Source organism: Catellatospora tritici (genome assembly GCF_019083965.1).
GTDB classification, from domain to species: domain Bacteria; phylum Actinomycetota; class Actinomycetes; order Mycobacteriales; family Micromonosporaceae; genus Catellatospora; species Catellatospora tritici.
In genome coordinates this window covers 194,027-212,715 of sequence record NZ_JAHRCY010000003.1, presented here as the reverse complement: position 1 = coordinate 212,715, position 18,689 = coordinate 194,027, and the positions used below count along the sequence as shown (strand labels likewise).

At 69.9% G+C, this 18,689-nt stretch carries 11 protein-coding genes; 4 read left to right on the top strand and 7 right to left on the bottom strand.

Features of this window, described 5'->3' with window-relative positions:
• Positions 1–18: 18 nt before the first annotated feature.
• Positions 19–1,818, bottom strand: coding sequence for an anthranilate synthase family protein (locus tag KUA19_RS08155; RefSeq protein WP_217395536.1), 1,800 nt, complete (start codon positions 1,816–1,818; stop codon positions 19–21).
• A gap of 618 nt (positions 1,819–2,436) precedes the next feature.
• On the opposite strand from KUA19_RS08155, the gene KUA19_RS08150 reads away from it, so the two are divergent.
• The gene (locus tag KUA19_RS08150; RefSeq protein WP_217395535.1) at positions 2,437–4,089 is read left to right on the top strand and encodes a beta-1,3-glucanase family protein; all 1,653 of its coding nucleotides are present in this window, start codon (positions 2,437–2,439) and stop codon (positions 4,087–4,089) included.
• A gap of 54 nt (positions 4,090–4,143) precedes the next feature.
• On the opposite strand, the gene KUA19_RS08145 is transcribed toward KUA19_RS08150, so the two are convergent.
• Together KUA19_RS08145 and KUA19_RS08140 are read right to left on the bottom strand one after the other, a co-directional pair.
• On the bottom strand, positions 4,144–6,501 hold the full coding sequence (locus KUA19_RS08145; RefSeq protein WP_217395534.1) for a transglycosylase domain-containing protein: 2,358 nt from the start codon (positions 6,499–6,501) through the stop codon (positions 4,144–4,146).
• Between the two features lie 258 nt (positions 6,502–6,759).
• A complete protein-coding gene (locus tag KUA19_RS08140) occupies positions 6,760–8,730 on the bottom strand; it encodes an N-acetylmuramoyl-L-alanine amidase (protein ID WP_217395533.1) in 1,971 nt (656 codons plus the stop codon).
• A gap of 304 nt (positions 8,731–9,034) precedes the next feature.
• Here KUA19_RS08140 and KUA19_RS08135 point away from each other — a divergent pair, with 304 nt between their 5' ends.
• The 3 genes from KUA19_RS08135 (at position 9,035) to KUA19_RS08125 (ending at position 11,132) form a co-directional block, all read left to right on the top strand.
• On the top strand, positions 9,035–9,370 hold the full coding sequence (locus tag KUA19_RS08135; RefSeq protein ID WP_217395532.1) for a YciI family protein: 336 nt from the start codon (positions 9,035–9,037) through the stop codon (positions 9,368–9,370).
• A gap of 74 nt (positions 9,371–9,444) precedes the next feature.
• Complete coding sequence (locus KUA19_RS08130; RefSeq protein WP_372451776.1) at positions 9,445–10,617, top strand: RNA polymerase sigma factor; 1,173 nt, start codon at positions 9,445–9,447, stop codon at positions 10,615–10,617.
• Between the two features lie 65 nt (positions 10,618–10,682).
• Positions 10,683–11,132, top strand: a complete 450-nt coding sequence (locus KUA19_RS08125) for a nuclear transport factor 2 family protein (protein ID WP_217395530.1) — start codon at positions 10,683–10,685, stop codon at positions 11,130–11,132.
• Positions 11,133–11,183: 51 nt separating this feature from the next.
• Here KUA19_RS08125 and KUA19_RS08120 read toward each other — a convergent pair whose 3' ends face one another.
• From KUA19_RS08120 to KUA19_RS08105, 4 genes are all read right to left on the bottom strand, one after another.
• Positions 11,184–12,284, bottom strand: a complete 1,101-nt coding sequence (locus tag KUA19_RS08120) for a hypothetical protein (RefSeq protein WP_217395529.1) — start codon at positions 12,282–12,284, stop codon at positions 11,184–11,186.
• Positions 12,281–12,802 carry a SigE family RNA polymerase sigma factor gene (locus KUA19_RS08115; protein WP_217395528.1) on the bottom strand — a complete coding sequence of 174 codons (522 nt, stop codon included), beginning with the start codon at positions 12,800–12,802 and terminating at the stop codon, positions 12,281–12,283. The genes KUA19_RS08120 and KUA19_RS08115 overlap by 4 nt, the downstream gene beginning before the upstream one ends.
• Positions 12,803–13,038: 236 nt before the next feature.
• A complete protein-coding gene (locus KUA19_RS08110; protein ID WP_217395527.1) occupies positions 13,039–15,471 on the bottom strand; it encodes a WD40/YVTN/BNR-like repeat-containing protein in 2,433 nt (810 codons plus the stop codon).
• Between the two features lie 104 nt (positions 15,472–15,575).
• The gene (locus KUA19_RS08105) at positions 15,576–18,671 is read right to left on the bottom strand and encodes a hypothetical protein (protein WP_217395526.1); all 3,096 of its coding nucleotides are present in this window, start codon (positions 18,669–18,671) and stop codon (positions 15,576–15,578) included.
• Between the last annotated feature and the right edge of the window lie 18 nt (positions 18,672–18,689).

Here is an 18,689-nt window from a genome sequence, read left to right as displayed (position 1 = left end):
CTGCCGGCGGTACGCCCTTCAGCGCACCAGCCACAGCAGCGCCTCGCGCAGGATCGAGATGCAGTTGGTGGTGAGGACCGACTCGACGTGGAACTGGAAGCTGTAGAACTTCTCCGAGCGCAGCGCGATCACCCGGCCGTCAGCCTCGGACGCGATCTCCACCCCGGTCGGCGCGGCGTCCGGGACGCGCGGGAAGAAGGTGTTGTAGAAGCCGACCGGCTCGCTGCGTCCGAACAGGTCGACCGTCTGCTGCACGCCCTGCATCGGCGGGTCGTTGACCATGACGCTCAGGCCAAGGTTGCGCGACAGGATCTGGTGGCCGAGGCAGACCGCCAGGAACGGCAGGTTCCGGTCGAGCAGTTCGCGGGTCAGCTCGTTCAGGCGGGCGATCTTCGGCATGTCGAGGTCGTTCGGGTCGCCGGGCCCCGGCCCGACCAGGACCAGGTCGTACCCGTCGAGGGCGATCTCCGGGTCGCGGTAGCCGGACATGGTGACCTTCATGCCCAGGTGCTCCAGCGCGTGCTTGAGCATCTCGGTGAACTGGTCCTCGTTGTCGATGATCAGCACAGTCCGGCCGATGAGCTGCGGCGAGGCGTAGCGGTCGTCGGCCTGCCGGTCGGTCCAGAACCGGGACAGGTACTTGTTGCGCAGCTGGAGCAGGTCGGTGACGAACGGGTCGACGTACTGCTGCAGGAAGCGGCCGGGCGACTCCGTCGACGTGATCGCCGTGATCATGCCCTCGGCCTTGGCCCGGACCTCGCGGGCCTCCTTCCACGGCACCGAGTCGCGCACGATGCTGGCACCTGAGCGGATCATGGCGTGCCCGGCGGGCGTGACCTCCATGGTCCGGATGGTGATCGCGCTGTCGAGCCACTCCTCGCCCTCGTCGTCGAGACCGGTGATGAGCAGCGCCGAGGAGTAGTAGCGACGGGACTCGGTCTCGTGGCGGTGGATGACCCGGGCCGCGTTCTCCAGCGGGCCGCCGATCATGGTCGCGGCGAACATCGACTCGCGGAAGGCGTCGATCGGGGCCATCGACGACGTCCCCTCCAGCACGTACTCGGTGTGGACGAGCGAGCTCATCTCCTTGAGGTACGGCCCGTGCACGACGCCGCCCTCGCGGCAGATGCGCGACATCATCTTCAGTTCCTCGTCGACGACCTGGAACAGCTCGTTGATCTCCTTGGGGTCGGAGAGGAACTGCACCAGGTCGGCGCGGGAGGTCAGGGCCGAGCGCGGCAGCGTGCCGGAGATCGGGTTCATGGTCACGGTGCCGCGCCGGTAGGTCAGGTGCCGCTCGGGCGAGGACCCGATGAAGTAGCGCTCGCCATCGAAGAAGCAGAAGGTGAGGTACGCACCGAACTCGTTGCGGGCCAGCCGGGCGAAGATCGCGTGGGCGACCTCGGGGCCGAAGTCGGCGATGTCCATGTCGCAGCGGCGGGAGATGAGGAAGTTGGAGCCCTCGCCCCGGCAGATCTCCTGCTCGACGACGCGGCGGACGATCTGCTCGAACTCCTCGTCGCCGGGCGAGTATCGCGGCTCGCCCGCGATGTGGATCGGCACCGCCACGTCGGCGAACGACGACAGCTCGACCTCGCGGCTCTCGGCGGGCACCAGCGAGATGATCGGCTCACCGCCGTCGTGGCAGACGAAGCCGCGCTCGCGCAGCTGGGCGTACGGCACCATGCTGATGACCGGCAGGCCGGTCGACTTCGGGACGTCGGCGAGCAGCGGGTTCCGCACGATCGAGCCGGTCGTGTACGTCACGGTCCCCTGGTTGTGCACGAGGCAGTAGGGATTCGCGAAGTCGAACGTCATGACCGGCCCACCTAGCGCAGAAGAAGTCGATTTGGTGCTCGAAGTCTCAGTCTAGGGCACCTCACCGCGCCATCCAGATCCATCGTCTCACCCTCCGAAACACCAATCCACGGCCAACAATGAGAGTCGCGCCTACACCAGGGCGATGTCCTCCCACCACCACGAATCCCGGCGTCCCACTAATTGGACAACCGCCCCGTCCCTAGGCGCCCCCTCTCCGGCGAGGAGATGCGTGCAGTTTCGGGGAAAATGCACGAATTCGGCCCGAGATTCCAGCACTTTCCCCGAAACTGCAGCCAACCCCCACCCCGCCCGCGCCCGCCCGCCCGGCCCGCCATCGTTGCCCGCCATCGCCTGTGGTCTATTGACGCCCTCTTTGCGCGGAGCGTATCGTGAGAGCGCTCTCATGAACGCAAGATGTCGCCAGCGTTGCGCCGCAGCTTCGGGCCGAAGTGTCGCGTGAACGTGGGCGGCTTACTGTCCGCAGTGAGAGAGCGCTCTCGCATCGGCCCATGCGAGCAGGCGCTGCCACTCGCCCCTCGTATGCCCGCGTCCCGCTCCGGCTCGGGCACCGCCCCGTACCGCCGTCCCTTTCTCGGAATGTGAGGGCTCAACGACATGCGTACCCGACGAAGAATCCTCGGCGCCCTGGCCGCCGCGGCGCTGGCCGTGCCCGCGGCCGCCGCCACGGCGACGCCCGCCCACGCGATCGGGCCGACCCTGCTCCCGGTCACCGTGACCAACAGCACCGGCCGCGCCGACGCGACGTTCCTGTACGTCATCGGCATCGACCTGTCCACCGGCCGCCTCGGCTACGTCAACTCCGCCGGCACCTTCACCGCCTGGAGTGGCGGCCAGATTCCGCCCTCCCCCGCTCCCGACGTGTCCATCGCCGGGCCGGGCAACGGCGGCAGCACGACCATCCGGTTCCCGCGCGGCTTCTCCGGCCGGGTCTACTTCTCGTTCGGCGAGAAGCTGAAGTTCTTCCTGACCCCGGACGGCCTGGTCCAGCCCGCGCCGTGGGCCTCCGGCGACCCGAACTACAACATCCTGTTCGACTGGAGCGAGTTCACCTACAACGACGCCGGGCTGTGGCTCAACAGCTCGCAGGTGGACATGTTCGCCATCCCGCACGCGGTGACCGTCACCGGCGCGACCGGGGTCACCAAGCGCACCGGCGACGTGGTCAGCGACGGCCGCAACAAGACCATCAACTCGATCAAGGCGCAGTCGGGGTGGGGCAACACGGCCTACACCAGGTCCGACGGCACGGTGCTGCGGGTGCTGGCACCCGGCAAGGCCGCCGGGGCGGGGCTGTTCAGCGCCACGTACCTGGACTCCTACATCACCTCGGCGTGGAACGCGTACGCGTCCAAGACGCTGACCGTGGTGCCGTTCGCCGACCAGCCCAACACCAAGTACTTCGGGCGCACCAGCGGCAACGTCATGAACTTCACCAACAGCTCCGGCGCGCAGGTGGCCTCGTTCAACAAGCCCAGCAGCGCCAACGTGTGGGGCTGTGACGGCAACCTGGCCGCCCCCAACGACCAGGTCGTCGGGCCGATCTCACGCACGCTGTGCGCGGCGCTGAACCGCGGCACGCTGGGCACCATCGACACCCAGCCGAGCACCAACGCGGCCCAGTTCTACCAGAACAACCCCACCAACCAGTACGCGAAGATCATCCACGCGAACATGGTGGACGGTAAGGCGTACGCGTTCGCGTTCGACGACGTGGGCGCGTTCGAGTCGCTGGTCAACGACGGTGACCCGCGCTCGGCGAGCATCATCCTCAGCCCGTTCGGCGCGGGCGGCGGCGGTGGCGGCGGCGGCATCCCCGCCAACACCTGGAACACCGTCATCAACAAGAACAGCAACAAGTGCGTCGACGCCCGGTCCTCCGGCACCGCCAACGGCACCGTGATCCAGCAGTACACCTGCAACAACAGCTACGCCCAGCAGTACCAGTTCCAGCCGACCAGCAACGGCTACGTGCGGATCAACAACCGCAACAACGCCGCGCAGGTGCTGGACGTGTCGGGCGTGTCCACCGCCGACGGTGCCCTGATCAACCTGTGGGCCTACGGCGGCGGCAACAACCAGCAGTGGCTGCCGGTCGACGAGGGCGGCGGCTACTACCACTTCGTGGCCCGGCACAGCGGCAAGTGCCTGGATGTGCCCGCCGCGTCCACGGCCGACAGCGTGCAGCTGCAGCAGTACACCTGCAACGGCACCGCGGCTCAGTCGTTCCGCCTGGTCGCGCAGCCCTGACCTGCGCGACCGCAGGCCGCCCCACCTGGGCTGAGGTGGGGCGGCCTGCTCACGTCACGGCAGCAGTCGACGCAGCAGCGCGGGCAGGGCGTCGGGGAGCACCGGGGCGGTGCCGTCGCCGGGTGGCGGCGGCGTCACCGGGCTGGGCTGGGTGCTCGGCTTGGGCTTGGCGCTCGGTTTCGGCTTGGCGCTGGGTTTGGGCTTGGACTGGGTGGTGGGGGCGGGCGGGGAGTTGCCGAACACCACCTTCTGGTTGCCGGGCTTGCTGAACTGGATGTTCTTCTTGCCCTGCATGGCCCACTTCATCGCGTACTGCACCGCCGGGTTGACCACCCGGTGCGACATCTTGTGCGTGCTGATCTGGGCCCAGTCCGGGTCGGTGAGGAAGCCCGAGATGGCCAACTGCTTGGTGGTGATGGTCAGCGTCACCGACTTGGAGTTGTCGGTGGTGCCGGTCTTGCCCGCGATCCAGTGGCCGATGATCTCCTTGGAGTCGCGGGCGGTGGTGCCGTTGCAGCGGCCGTACAGCGACTGGTCGCCGATCGGGCACCGGGCCGCGTCGATGGCCGCCCGCGCCACGTCGACCGGGAGGTTCTGGCTGCACCGGGGGTCGCCGACGCCCAGCTTCTCGCCCTTGCTGTTGTAGACCGCGTCGACCGGGATCGGCTCGCAGTAGAGGCCGTCGGCGGCCAGGGTGGCGAAGGCGTTGGCGATCTGCAGCGGGGTGTGGTCGGAGGCGCCGAGGGTGAACGGGCCCCACAGCTCGGCGTGGTTCGACCAGTAGTAGTCGTCGATCTCCACGCCCGGGTTGTCGTGGAAGGTCAGGCCCATCCGCTTGGCCGTGTCGATGACCTTCGTGCCGCCGACCCGCTCGAACAGCGGCACGAAGAACGTGTTGACCGAGTTGCCGAAGCCGGTCCACATGTTCATCGCCCCCCAGGACTTGCCGCCGGAGTTGGTCGGGCACCAGCGCCCGCCGCAGCTCGGGCTGCCGGTGATGTGGGTCCGGGAGACGTACGGCACCGTCGTGTTGATCGTGTACGACAGCGGGAAGCCGTTCTCCAGCGCCGAGGTCAGCGTGAAGATCTTCATGACCGATCCGGCCTGGTAGCCGCCCAGATCAGGGCTGCCGGTGATCAGCGGGTTGGTGGTGTTCGGGTACGAGCCACGGATGCCGCGCCGGGCCAGCGCCGGATTCGACGCCGGACCGTTCTGCGGCTTGACCTTGCTGTCCAGCCGGAAGTTGCGGTTGACCGCCAGCCCGCGCACCTTGCCGGTGCCCGGCTCCACCCCGGCCAGCATGACCGCGTCGGACCGCCACGCCCAGCGGTTCTTGTCCAGGTCCGGATTCTTCGTCAGCGCCCGGTCGATGCTGCGGTCCATGGCGCTCTGCGTGGCCGGATCCAGCGAGGTGATGATGCGGTAGCCGCCCGAGCGCAGCTGCCGTTCCCGGTCGAAGGGCGTGGCGCCGAAGACCTCCTGCTGGTTCCACCACCGCTCCAGGAAGTCGCAGAAGAAGCCCCACTTGATGTTGGTGGCCTGTACGCAGCCGTTCGGGGTGAACTCGCCGACCACCTTCAGCGGCTCGGCCTTGGCCGCCGCGGCCTGCGCGTCGGTGAGCGACCCGGTCTGCGCCATCTCGTCCAGCACGTAGTTGCGCCGGTCCACGGCCAGCGCCTGGCCCTTGCCCGTGATCGCGTCGAAGTCGCCGGGGAACTTGACCAGCGCCGCGACGAACGCCGCCTCGGCCGTGCCGAGGTCCCTGGGCTCCTTGCCGAAGTAGACGTGCGCCGCGGCGAAGATGCCGTACGCCCGGTTGCCGAAGTAGGCGGTGTTCAGGTAGCCCTCGAGGATCTCGTCCTTGGTGAGCCGCTGCTCGATGGCCAGCGCGTACCGCATCTCGCGGAGCTTGCGCTGGGGGGTGTCCTCGGTGGCGGCCACGACCTCCTCCGGCGTGTCCGCCGAGTACGAGATGGACAGCCGCACGAACTGCATGGTCAGCGTGGAGGCGCCCTGCTGGACGTCACCGGCCCGCTTGTTGGCGATGAACGCGCGCGCGATGCCCTTGATGTCGACGCCGTCGTGCTTGTAGAAGGCCTGGTCCTCGGCGGCCAGGATCGCCTGCCGGACGACCGTCGGGATCTGCGACAGCGGCACGTCGCGCCGGTTCTCGTCGTACATGCTGGCCAGCAGGGTCTCGCCGTCGGCGGCGTAGAGGTAGCTGATCTGGGGCGAGCGCTTGACGATCAGGTCGTCGGGCAGCTGGCCCAGGGCGTGGCCGCCGATCTCGGCGGCGTAGCCGGACAGGGCCGCCGCCGGGAACACCGCGGCAGCCACCACCACTCCGGCGAGCAGGCCGCAGATCAGTAGGTAGGCGAGATTGACCAGGACGTCCCGGGGGCGCTTACGCATAGGGGTCACCGCCTCGTGTGTGGTGGACGGATCCCAGCGTGGCTTGCCGCGACAACCCCCGTGACGGGTCGCACGACGCGCGTACTGAGCAGCGAAAGTCCGCTGTGACAAGGATCTCAGGTGCGCGCTATTTGTCCAAGATGTATCTGGAATGATCATGTCGCCGCACGTCAGGGCGGGTATGTGATCGACATACGTGACAGAACGGGACCCATTGGGCGGGCGGGGCGTCGATACGACACCCCGCCCGCCCACTCGTCAGGACACCACCGAGGGGCGGATCACCACGTCGGCGAGACGGACGTAGGCGATGCGCTGTCCGAACTGGATCTGCACGTACTTGTCGGCGCCCCGGATCACGGTGCCGTCACCGGGCGAGGACCAGTCGAACGTGGTGGCGCGGTAGTACTCCGGGCTCAGCACCGGTCCGGCCGCGTAGCGCTGCCCGGCCGCGAAGGTGTACTGGGCGAACGGGCTGACCGCCTGGACCGGCACCCCGGCCGGGTAGGCGGCCGCCTCCGGGTAGGCCCGGCCGTACACCGGCACCACGGCCACGCCCGGCTTGGCCTCGACCACGAAGCCGATGTTCCAGCGCGGACCGGCGTCGGCATTGCGGAACCAGGCCTTCTGGCCCAGGTACCAGATCGCGGTCCAGTCGCCGGAGCGCTCGGCGACCGCGTATGTCTGCCCGGCCGAGGCGCGGGCGCAGTGGTCGCTGACCACCATCGTGCTCGCCTTGGTGCCGCAGCGGCCCGGGTCGCGCACCAGCGGCGCGGTCAGGTCCGGGGCGGTCCGCAGGATCACCGCGGAGCTGGGGCGCAGCGGGCACGGGTTGCTCGCGGCGCCGGTGCAGCCGGTGAAGGCGGGCTTGTTGGTGGCGTAGTCCGGGTCGAGCGTGACCAGGCCCGCGTGCGGGGCCAGCACGTCCGGCAGACCCCGGAACGGCGCCTTGAGCAGCTCGAAGTAGTGCGACCAGTCCCAGTACGGGCCCGGGTCCCAGTGCATCCCGGCCACCGTCGAGGTGACCGTGCCCGGGACGTTGTCGTGGCCGATGATGTGCTGGCGGTCCAGCGGGATGCCCAGCCGCAGCGCCAGGTGGCGCACCAGTTTCGACGAGGTGCGGTACAGCGCCTCGGTGTACCAGCTGCCCTGGGCCGCGAAGCCCTCGTGCTCCAGGCCGATGGACTTGGCGTTGACGAACCAGTTGCCCGCGTGCCAGCCGACGTCCTTGGCCTTGACGTGCTGGGCGATGTGGCCGTCGACCGAGCGCAGCGAGTAGTGCCAGGCCAGGTAGGTCGGGTCGTTGACCAGCTTCAGGGTGGTGGCCCAGCTGGCCTCGGTGTCGTGGATGACGATGTACTCGATGCGCTGGCTCTGCGGCCGGTTTCCCAGGTCGTGGTTGCCGTAGTCGCCGTCGCCGAACGCCTGGTACGGCGCGGGCAGCCACTCGCAGGAGACGTCGATCGGGCACTCGATGCCGTCGGGCCGCTCGAGCCGACGCAGGCGCAGGTGGGACAGCCAGCCCTTGTCGGCGGTGATCGACCGGGCGGGCAGGCTGAGCGCGTTGCCGTCGTCGGTGGTGCGGGCCGCGCCCTCGGCGAGGGTGGTGTAGACCTCGTCGGCGAAGGCGGCCGCGGTGGCCTCGTCGTCGGCGCCGGAGTAGCGGGCCACCGCGCCGTACCAGGCGGCGGGGTCGCTGCCCGCGCCGACCGGGGCCTGCAACTGCTGCTGGTACGACGCCAGCAGCGCGGCTCCGCCACGGATGTTGGCCTGCGCGTCGGTACGCAGCACCGCCGCGTCCAGGCCGGTCAGCTCCGCCGCGGCGGCCAGGGTACGCAGCGACTCGTCGCTGGGTGCCGGTGCTTCCGCCGGATGTCCGACCTGCTTGGGGCGGCTGTCGTCGCCCCGGGCGTCCTCGGGCGCCGCGACGGCGACCTCTTCCGGCACGGGCAGGGCGGCGACGTAGTCGGCGTCGGTCAGGTGCATCGGGCCGAAGCCGCCGGAGGTGCTGGGTTCACCGGTGTGCGCGTCCCAGCGCGACTCCAGATAGGAGACACCCAACAGGATGTCGACGGGTACGCCGAATTCGTCGGCGGCGGCCTGGTAGGTCGCCTGGCGGGTGTCCGGGGCGGGTTCGGCACCGGCCGGGGCGGGGACCGCGGCGGTGCCGAGGGCGAGCCCGGCGGTCGTGAGCAGCGCCAACCGGCGCAGGGGGAATCGGGGTGACACGCATGACTCCTTGTCGATGTCCGATGCGAGCCACCCTTCTCCCAATCCCCGGCCCGGTCAATACTTTCCCCTAACCTTCACCACACGAAAAAATCCTTCACCGCGCCACTGCGGCGGCGGTTGCGGGGAAAGTGCGGGAATCTTGGGCCTCTTACCTGCGCTTTCCCGGAAACCGCACGAGTGCTGGGGCGAAGATCGCGGCGCGGGAAAGAAAGTCGAAAATTTCCGGGGCGGGGTTGTCCGGTACGGCGGTGAGTGTTCGTCAGAGTGGCGTAAGCAAGCCTGAAACAAGGAGCGCAGCAGGATGAAGTACATGATGTTCGTCTGCACGGACACCGAGCCCGACACCGACCGGGCCCCGGAGCCCGACATACACGCGTGGGTGGCCGAGAACGACGCCGCCGGACGCCGCCTGGACGGGCACGAGCTGACGCCGCCGTCGGCGGCCACGACCGTGCGGGTGCGCAACGGGCAGCTGCTGGTCTCCGACGGCCCGTTCGCCGAGACCAAGGAGATCATCGTCGGCTTCGACCTGATCGAGTGCGCCGACCTGGACGAGGCGATCGAGGTGGCCCGGACCCACCCGATGGCCCGAGGCGGCCGGATCGAACTGCGGCCGTTCGCCGTCTTCGAGCAGTGAGCGCATCCGCGTATCGGGGGGCCGCGGCGGCTTCGGCCGTCGCGGCCGCGGCCGCGGAGTCGTACCCGTGCATCGTGGCGACCCTGATCCGGCTCACCGGCGACTGGACGCTGGCGGAGGACTGCGCCCAGGACGCGTTGGCGCAGGCGGTGCGGCGGTGGGGCGACGGCGTGCCGGACAATCCGGGCGGCTGGCTGATGACGGTGGCCCGCAACCGGGCCCTGGACGTGCTGCGCCGGGCCGCGGTCGAGCGCCGCAAGCTGCACGACCTGGCCGTGCTGGCGCGTACCGAGGAGTTCGGCGCGGGCGAGGCGGCCGCCAACGGGGAGGTCGTCGACGACCGGCTGCGGCTGATCTTCACCTGCTGCCATCCGGCCCTGCCGCTGGAGGCCCGGGTGGCGCTGACCCTGCGCACCATCTGCGGCGTGCCGACCGGCGACATCGCACGGGCGTTCCTGGTCCGCGAGTCGACCATGACCCGGCGGCTGACCAGGGCGAAGACGAAGATCGCCCAGGCGGGCATCCCGTACCGGGTGCCGCGGGGATCCGCCCTGACCGAGCGCCTGCCGGGCGTGCTGGCGGTGCTGTACCTGCTGTTCACGCACGGTTACAACCCCGACGGGGAGCCCGCGTTCGCCGCCGAGGCGATCCGGCTCGCCCGGCTGCTGGCCCACCTCATGCCCGAGCAGCCGGAGGTGCGGGCGCTGCTCGCGCTGTGCCTGCTGCAGGACTCGCGCCGGGCCGCCCGCCGCGACGGGCAGGGGCGGCTGGTGACCCTCGACCGGCAGGACCGGTCCCGCTGGGACGCGGCCGCGATCGCAGACGCAGTGGCGCTGCTGGCGGGGGTGCCCGACCACGGGCTGTACGCGCTGCAGGCCCGGATCGCCGCCTGCCACGCGGTCGCGGCGACTCCCGACGACACCGACTGGGCCATGATCGCGGACTGCTACGACGCGCTGATGCGCCTCGCGCCCAGCCCGGTGGTGGAACTGAACCGCGCGGTCGCGCACGGGTACGCGCACGGTCCGGCCGCCGGTCTGGCGCTGCTGGCGCGGGCACGCGCGGGCGGCGCTCTCGACGACTATCCGCATACGATCGCGGTCGAGGCACACCTCACTGCGCGTGATGGCGACCATGATCGGGCAGCGGCGCTGTTCCGCCAGGCCGCCGCCACCGCCCGGACCGAGCCGGAGCGGCAGGCCCTGCTGGAACGGGCCGAAGACGAGAGCCGCGGGCATTCCAGTTGACCTTGTGATGTATATGACGGTTCAACTACTTCGCCACCTCGGTCACCTTCGGTAATCTTCAGACCATGATCGCCAGCACCCGAGAGGTCGCCGAGGCGTACGTGGACCGGATGACGCTGGGCGACCAGCTCGGCCTCCGGGACCTGTTCGCCGAGCACGACGAGTGCGACTCGCCCGCCGCGACGGCCGGGCCGTGGCACGCCAGCCGCAGCCTCGCCGCCGACTTCCTGCGCCTGCGCCTGCCGGGGCACCACCTCGGCCGCAGTGGCTTCGAGTCCGAGCGGATCCTCGTCGACGGGGAGTCGGCCGTGGTGGTGGGCCGGTTCACGCACGCGGTGCTGCCCGGCGACCGCACCCTGAGCACCCCGGTGGCGATGTGGCTGACCGTGTCGGACGGCCGGATCCGCTCCATCCACCTGTACGAGGACACTTCCTCGCTGGTCGCCCGCATCAACGGCAAGCGCCTGCTGCCCAGCGTCACTCCCCTGCCCGCCGCCGTCCTCACCCCGGCCTGAGGCACGGGCTCTGCCCGCGCGCGGGCGCGGGCAGAGCCGTGGACAGCGCCGTCAGTCGGCGGTGTAGCCCAGGAGGTTGAGGTTCTTCACCTGCTCCGGTTCGGTGAACCGGGTCTTGACGGTGCGGTCGGGGTTGAGCAACGTCAACCGGCCCTCGGTACGGACCAGCATGCCGCCGTCGGCCAGGAACAGCACCGCCGTGACCGGCTCCGCGACCGGCAACCGCACGTCGGCGCCGGTACGGGTGTCGACGACCGCGTTGGCGACCTGGTCGCGGGCGATGTCACCGTCGGGCTCATCGCCCGTACGCTGGTGGACCGCGATCAGCCGACCGTCCGCCGAGATGCTGAACGGGTCACAGCTGCGCCGCCGCTGCTTGTTCACCGCCCGGTCCAGGTCCCCGAAGACCGGCACCACACGTGCGTTGCCGCCGTCCGCGTCCGCCGTCACCAGCCGGCACCGGCCCGTGACATAGCCCAGGTGCTTGCCATCGGCCGACCACAGCGCGTGCAACCCTTGCGGCTGATGCGCCAACGGCACGAAGACCCCCGACGCGACCGTCACCACCCCGTAGGTCAGCGTCTCAGGCAAGCCTCTGGCCACCAGCAGCCGTCGCGAGTCCGGCGACCACACGGGCTCGTACCCGACCCCGACCACACCCCGCAAGACCGTCGACCGATGGCCTCCGAGCAGGTCGGCCACCACCAGATCGCCGTTCTCGTCGACGAACGCGACACTTCCGCCATCGGGCGACACGTTCGCCGTATCGGTCGGCACACCCGGCACCGCACCCACGTCCGGCGCCGCCCACCAGACCACCCGGTCCGCATCCGTGTAGAACAACCGACCCGGCAACCCCGGCAACGGTGACGCCGTCGGCGGCGACGATGGTGGCACCGAGGTCGGGGCGGCGACGGCGGACGGGGTCGCCGAGAGGGTCGTGGCCGGTGCGGGCCGGTGCGCCAGGCCGCCCAGTTGCCAGACGAGCCCGCCGACCACCGCCATCACGGCGACGGCGCCAGCACCGGCCATGATCCCTTGGTTGCGGCCGATGCGCCTGGAGCGCGACAGGGAGCGGTCGAGGAAATCCACCGGCTTCACCTGGTCGCCGATCCGTGCGAGGCCGTCCCGCAGCAGGTCGTCGTCGTTCATCGTCCGGTCCCCTCTGCGGTCCGGAACTCCTGGAGCTCGGGCACGCGTTTGCGCAAATGGTCCAGAGCGCGCGCGGTCTGGGTCTTGATGGTGCTGACGGACACCCCGAGCAGGTCGGCTGCCTCGACCTCCGTGTGGTCTTCGAAGAAGCGCAGCACCACGACCGCCCGCTGCCTGGCGCTGAGCGAGCTCAGCGCCCGCGCCAGGGCCATCCGCCGGGTGATCGATTCGTCGTCGGTGGAGCGGTCCGCCTGCTCAGGGAGGTCACCGGGCAGGTCCTCGGCGACTTTGCGCCGCCGCCACACCGAGACCTGCGTGTGGTACATGACCCGGCGGGCGTATGCCTCGGCGTTGCCGCTCTGGTGCAGCCGGGACCAGGCCCGGTGAGTCCGGGCGAGGGCCTCCTGCACCAGGTCCTCGGCCAGGTGCTGATCGCCGGTGAGCAGGTAGGCCGAGCGGAGCAGGGCATGACTTCGAGACCGAACAAACGTGGCGTAGTCATCCCCGTGGTTGTCCATGTTTGATCCGATCGAGACGAGGGTGGGGAAGGGAGATCGCCCGCCGGGCGCCGTACGTTTGCGTTGCGCCTTGGTAGACGCGCGCCCGGCCCGATCCGGACGACAGCACCTTCAGACACCCTTGCTTCAGCCGAACGGTGGACCTGGGGTCATTGCGGTCCCAGCGGCGACAGAGCGATGAGAAGGGCACCTTCTACCTCGCAAAGCGATAAGAAGGTGCCCTTCCTTACCTGCGGTCAGGCGGTGGTGCGGTACATGCCGAGGCCGAAGGTGGCGGCGGTGAGGACGGTTGCGCCGCCGGAGGCGACGGCGTCGACGTCGATGATGGGGGTCGACGGCAGCCCGGTGCCCACGGGTGTCCAGGTGGTGCCGCCGTTGGTGGTGGTGAAGACGCCGACGTCGGTGCCGACGTAGAGCTTGGACGGGGTCAGCGGGTCGAGGACGACGACGTTGACGGGGGCGTCGGGGAGGTTGCCGGAGATGTCGGTCCAGGTGGAGCCGCCGTTGGCGGTACGGAACACGTGCGCGGTCGCCTCGCCGTTGCGGTAGCCGGAGACGGTGACGTACGCCAGGTCGGCGTTGCCGGGGTCGACGGCGACGCGGGTGATCCAGCGGTTGGGCAACCCGGTCGTGATCTCGGTCCAGCTGCCGCCGGTGTTGCGGGTGATCCACATGCGGCCGTCGTCGGTGCCGACGTAGATGGTGGCGGCGCTGGTCTTGGCCACGGCGACGGTGGTGATGGTGCCGAACGGGTAGCCGTCGGTGCCGCCCACGCCCCGGCTGAGGTCCGGACTGATCACCGTGAAGGAGACCGCGCTGTTGGTGGAGCGGTTGAGGCGGTTGCCGCCGTAGTACATGATCGCGGGGTTGCTCGGGTCGAACACGACCGGGGTGAGCCAGCCCCGGCGGTCGGAGGTGGTGCTGCCGAAGCTCGACAGGCTGCCGCCGCCGGTGGTCGACTTGCTGCACGCGCCGTACTGCGAGCAGGTGTAGACCTTGTTCTGGTTGGTCGGGTCGATCAGGTTGGTGGTGCCGTCACCGCCGTTGATGGAGTTCCACGCGGTGGATCCCCACGAGCGCAGCGAACCGTTGTCCTGGGCACCGCCGAGCACCCGGGTGATGTCCTGACGCGACACCGCGACCGAGTAGAACTGGTTGAACGGCTGGTAGGTGCCCTTGGTCCAGGCGCCGGTGAGTGACCCGTTGGCCTGCGAGCGGTAGACGCCGCCGTCGTTGCCGAGGTAGACGCGGCCGGAGCTGGCCGGATCCCAGGCGATGGCGTGCTGGTCGGCGTGGAAGGTGCTGGAGTTGCGCCGCCAGGTGGCACCGGCGTCGAGGGTTTCCAGCATCGGCACGCCCGGGACGAAGACGTGCTGGGCGTTGGCCGGGTCGACCCAGATCCGGCCGAACCACCAGCCGTAGGTGGACTGGGACGAGGACAGGTACGACGTGTTGGTGATGGCGGTCCAGGTGTCGCCGCCGTTGGCGGAGGTCCAGAAGCCGGTGAAGTCGCCGGAGGTGTCGACGGCCATGGCGTAGAGGCGGGTCGGGGTGTTGGGCGCCAGCGCGACGCTCATCCGGCCGAGGTTGCTGCTCGCGGCGGGCAGGCCGCCGCCCAGCCGGGTCCAGGTACCGCCGCCGTCGGTGCTGCGGTAGATGCCGGAGCCGGTGCCGCCGTAGATCCGTACGCCGGGCTGGCGGGAGTTGTCCCACATGGCGGCGTACACCCGGTTGGGGTTGGCCGGGTCGATCGCGACGTCGACGGCGCCGGTGGTGCTGTTGGCTCCGGCGAGCACGAGCTGCCAGGTGGTGCCGCCGTCGGTGGTGCGGTAGAGGCCGCGGGTGCCGCCGGGGACGAACAGGTTGCCGGTGGCGGCGGCGAAGACCCGGTTGGCGTTGGTCGGGTCGATCGCCAGGCGCCCGATGCGCGCCGAACCGGCCAGTCCGGACTGGGTCCAGGTGACGCCGCCGTCGGTGCTGCGGTAGACGCCGTTACCGGCGAAGGTGACGCTGCCGCCGCCCGGGTTGGCCTCGCCGGTGCCCGCGTACAGGACGCCGGTGGAGGTCATCGCCAGCGCGCCGATGGCGGGCGGGTTGGCCGAGCTCCAGGCCGGGCTGAAGGTGGCCCCGGCGTCGGTGCTCTTCCAGACCCCGCCGGTGGCGGCTCCGGCGAACAGGGTGTTGGCGTGGGTCGGGTCGACGGCCAGGTCGGTGATGCGGCCGCCGATGTTGGCCGGGCCGAGCGCGGTCCAGGCCGCGGCGGCCAGTCCTGGCGGACGGGCGGAGGCGAGCTTGACGGCCTGGTCGCGGGCTGACTTGTCGAGGGTGGCCAGGTCGAGCGAGGTGTGCGGGTACACCCGCTGCAACGCGAACCAGCCGTCGGACCCGGCGGGGCCCTCCACGCCCTCCTCTTCCTCTTCCTCCTCGCCGCCGCAGCCTTCCTCGGCTTCCCGCTCCTCGCGGGCCTCCTCGGCCTCCTCGCTCTCCGGCTCGCCCCGCGCCGCCCGTTCGGCTTCGCGGGCCTCTTCGGCCTCCTCGGCCGCCTCGGCCTTCTCGGCAGTGCAGCCGATGGTCACATCGGTCGGCACGTGCGGGGTGCTGGCGGCGACCGCGGTGGCGGCGAGGACCAGCATCACCGCCGACATGAATCGAGTGATGTTTGTATTCATGCATATGAGTACAGCAGCGTGTCGCGCGACTGAACAGAGGCGGAAATGCCCGTGCGGCGGGCCGGGGTCACCGGTCCCGCCGCACGGGTCTCACGTTGCCGCGGTCAGCGGCGGACCACCGTGTCGGCCAGCGTCAGTTCCTCCAGGATCGCCAGGACGTCCGGCAGGCCCTCGGCGTAGACGCCGGTGGCGAGCTCCTGCGAGTGCTGCTCGATCCGCTGGTCGTACACGGCGTCGCGCACGTTGCCGATGGACAGCACGCAGTCGCCGATCGGATCGCCCGACGCACCGGCCGGGTTGCCCGGGTTGCAGTTAGTCGGGAGGTACGCCTGGCCCGCGAGCGGGTTGAACGTGCCGGTGCCGGGGGCGCAGGCTCCGCCCGGGGTCACCGGGTTGCAGCCTGCGTAGTTGGCTTGCGCCTTGGCGAACGAGCTGGTGATGAACTGGACGCCGTCGAGGTCGGTCGGCAGCCGCTCGATGCCGGTGGTGATGACCGCCAGCACGTCGTCGTTGATCAGGGCCTTGGCGAAGCCGAGCTGGGTGTACGCCTGGATCAGGCGCACCGCCTTGCTCAGCCGCGCGTCGGCCGCGAACAGCGCGCTGTTGGAGTCGCCCAGGGCGCCCAGGACGCGGTCGTAGTACACCTTCTGCCGCCCGGACAGGTACTCGTTCATCCGGTCGCGGGCCATCGTGCCCAGGCTGTAGTTCGCCTGGTCCAGGGCCCCGTTGGTGAACCCGGTGAGGTAGTTGGCGTCCCACTGGTTCAGGTAGTACGCGGAGTTGCGGCAGAACCCGCCGGGAGCGCCGGACAGGTACTGGCGGCAGACCTCGCCCAGGTTCCAGGTCATGGACCAGGCGCGGTAGTCGTACTCCTGGCCCGCCCAGCGGACCCAGACCCGGATGATGACCTGCAGGTCGGCGTACTCGTGGTGCCACTTGATGTCGTCGTAGGTCTCCACGTTGGCCAGGCCGCCGGAGTAGCACAGCTTGACCGTGGGCGCGTCCGGGTGGGCGTACTGCGCGAACAGCAGGCTGGCCGGGGTGCCGTTGAGGGTGACCGTCGACGGGCGGGTCAGCGACGGGCCGGTGCCGGTGCACGGCGGCACCTTCGTCGGGTCGCTCATCTTGGCCGCGTCCGGCAGGGTGGCGGCGGTGAACTGGTCGCCGTTGCCGAACATGTTGTACGTCTTGCCGCCCGGGTTGGTGCCGCGGATGGCCGCGAGCTGGCCCGAGAAGTTCTGCAGCGCGGCGCGGTACTCGGCCGACAGGCCGGTGAACAGCGCGTTGGTGCGCTTGCCGTTGGCGTCCGGAGTCGACAGCGGCTTGCTGAACTGGGTGGTGGAGTTGATGATGCCCTGGCCCGCGCCGAGGATGCTGCCGGTGCGCGCCTGGTTGACCTGCCTGGCGTAGGTCGGGTTCTCCGCCACCAGCCGGGCGTAGGCGCGGGCCGCGACGATCCACGGCACCACGTCGGCGGGCTGGTTGACCTGCGGGGCCTGCCAGCCGAAGTACTGGCGGGCGTACCAGTCGAGGTAGTCCACCGCACCCTTGGCCTGGTACGTCTGCAGTACCGTCATCGGGTTCTGCGAGGCGTACGTCGAGGCGTCCGGCCCGGCGAACGGCGGGTTGAAGGCGGTGTCGGTCGCCATCAGGTGCAGCGGGTTCTCCACCGTCTGGTAGTCGCCGTAGCTCTGGATCGGCTCACCGTAGGTCTGCTTGTGGCCGATACCCCAGTTGATGCGCTCCTTGACCGCGTTGAGCTGGCCCTGCTGCAGCGACTGCATGATCTGCACGCCCCAGTTGTCCACCGTGGTGTTCAGCTGGTAGAGCCCGCGCTCCAGCTCGGCGAGCTGGGCCAGGGTCGCGTTCTGCAGTTCGATGACCTCGTCGAACTTGTCGAGCATGTCGGTGTAGACGACGGTCAGCGCGTGCTCGACCCGGTCGAAGCGGCTCTGCATGGTGGTGGCGAGCGCGCCGACCTCCTGCCGGAGCTGGTGGATCTGATCCATGATCATCTGCTCGGGGGTGACCTGCTCGGCGAAGACCGGCAGCAGCGCGCCGATCGCGCCGATGATGTTGCCGGTCAGCGCCACGGTGCTCATCGAGGTGAGCGCCTGGCCCAGGCTCAGACCCGCGATCGACGGGATGTACTTGTTGATCGACGTGGCGATCTGCACCGCCGCCTTGCCGAGCCCCGCCGCGATCCGGCCGGACTTGGCGTCGACGTAGCCGATCAGCTTCGCCAGCACCTCGACCGCGCTGCCCGCGCCGTCGATGATCTTCTGCCGCGCGGCGGCGGCGTCACGTTCCCGGTTGAAGACCGTGGTGTCCGGGCGCGGCCCGATGCCGGTGGCCGGGTACGCCGCGTTGAGCTGGCCGACCGTCGACACCATCACGGTGTTCTGCTCTTCGAGCCGGTGCATCGCGTTGAGCAGCTGCGCCTTGGCCTCGGCCAGGTACTGCTCGGTGTTCTGCTGGTGCGCCAGGATCGCGTCGACGTTCAGGTACACCGAGATCATCGGGTCGGCGGCGAGCTGGTCCAGCGACGCCGTCGACAGCACGCCCAGGTGGGCGCCGAAGCTGCCGTCCCACGCGGCCGAGAACGACTGGTCCTGCTGCGCCAGCGCGGTGATGCGGCGCCAGATCATGTCCTGCACCGGGTAGAGGCGCTGGAACTGGTCGTACTCGAACTGGGCGGTGGCGACCTGGTCCAGGCGCTCGCCGTAGGCCTTGGCGTCCGGGCTGACGACCGTGTCGAGCAGCTCCTTCATGATCGGAGCGGCGATCGCGGCCTCGGGGTGCAGGGCGATCATGTTGAGCATGTGCGGCAGCAGCTCATAGGCCTGCCGAGCGGCGTCGGTGCCGGTCAGTTTGCTGTCGTACCACTGGCTCATCACGGCGGTGTGATCGCGCATCTGGTCCAGCGTGAACGTGGGGTGCAGCTGCCGGTAGCCGTACATCTCGGTGCTGAGCACCAGGTCCTTGAGGCCCTGGTTCCCCTGCGAGTGCAGGCGCACCGAGGCGACGAACAGCTTGTCGCGCAGTTCCTGGCTGTCGACGTCGACCGGGTCGCCGGCGTGCGCCGCGTTGCCGAGGGCGAGGACCGCCGCCACCGCGACGGTCGTCACGGTGGCCAGGGTCCGGGTCAGGCGGGTCCGTTTCGGGCGGGTGTGCCCGAGGCCGCGCCAGTGGAGCTTCACTGTCGTTCCTCTCTCGTG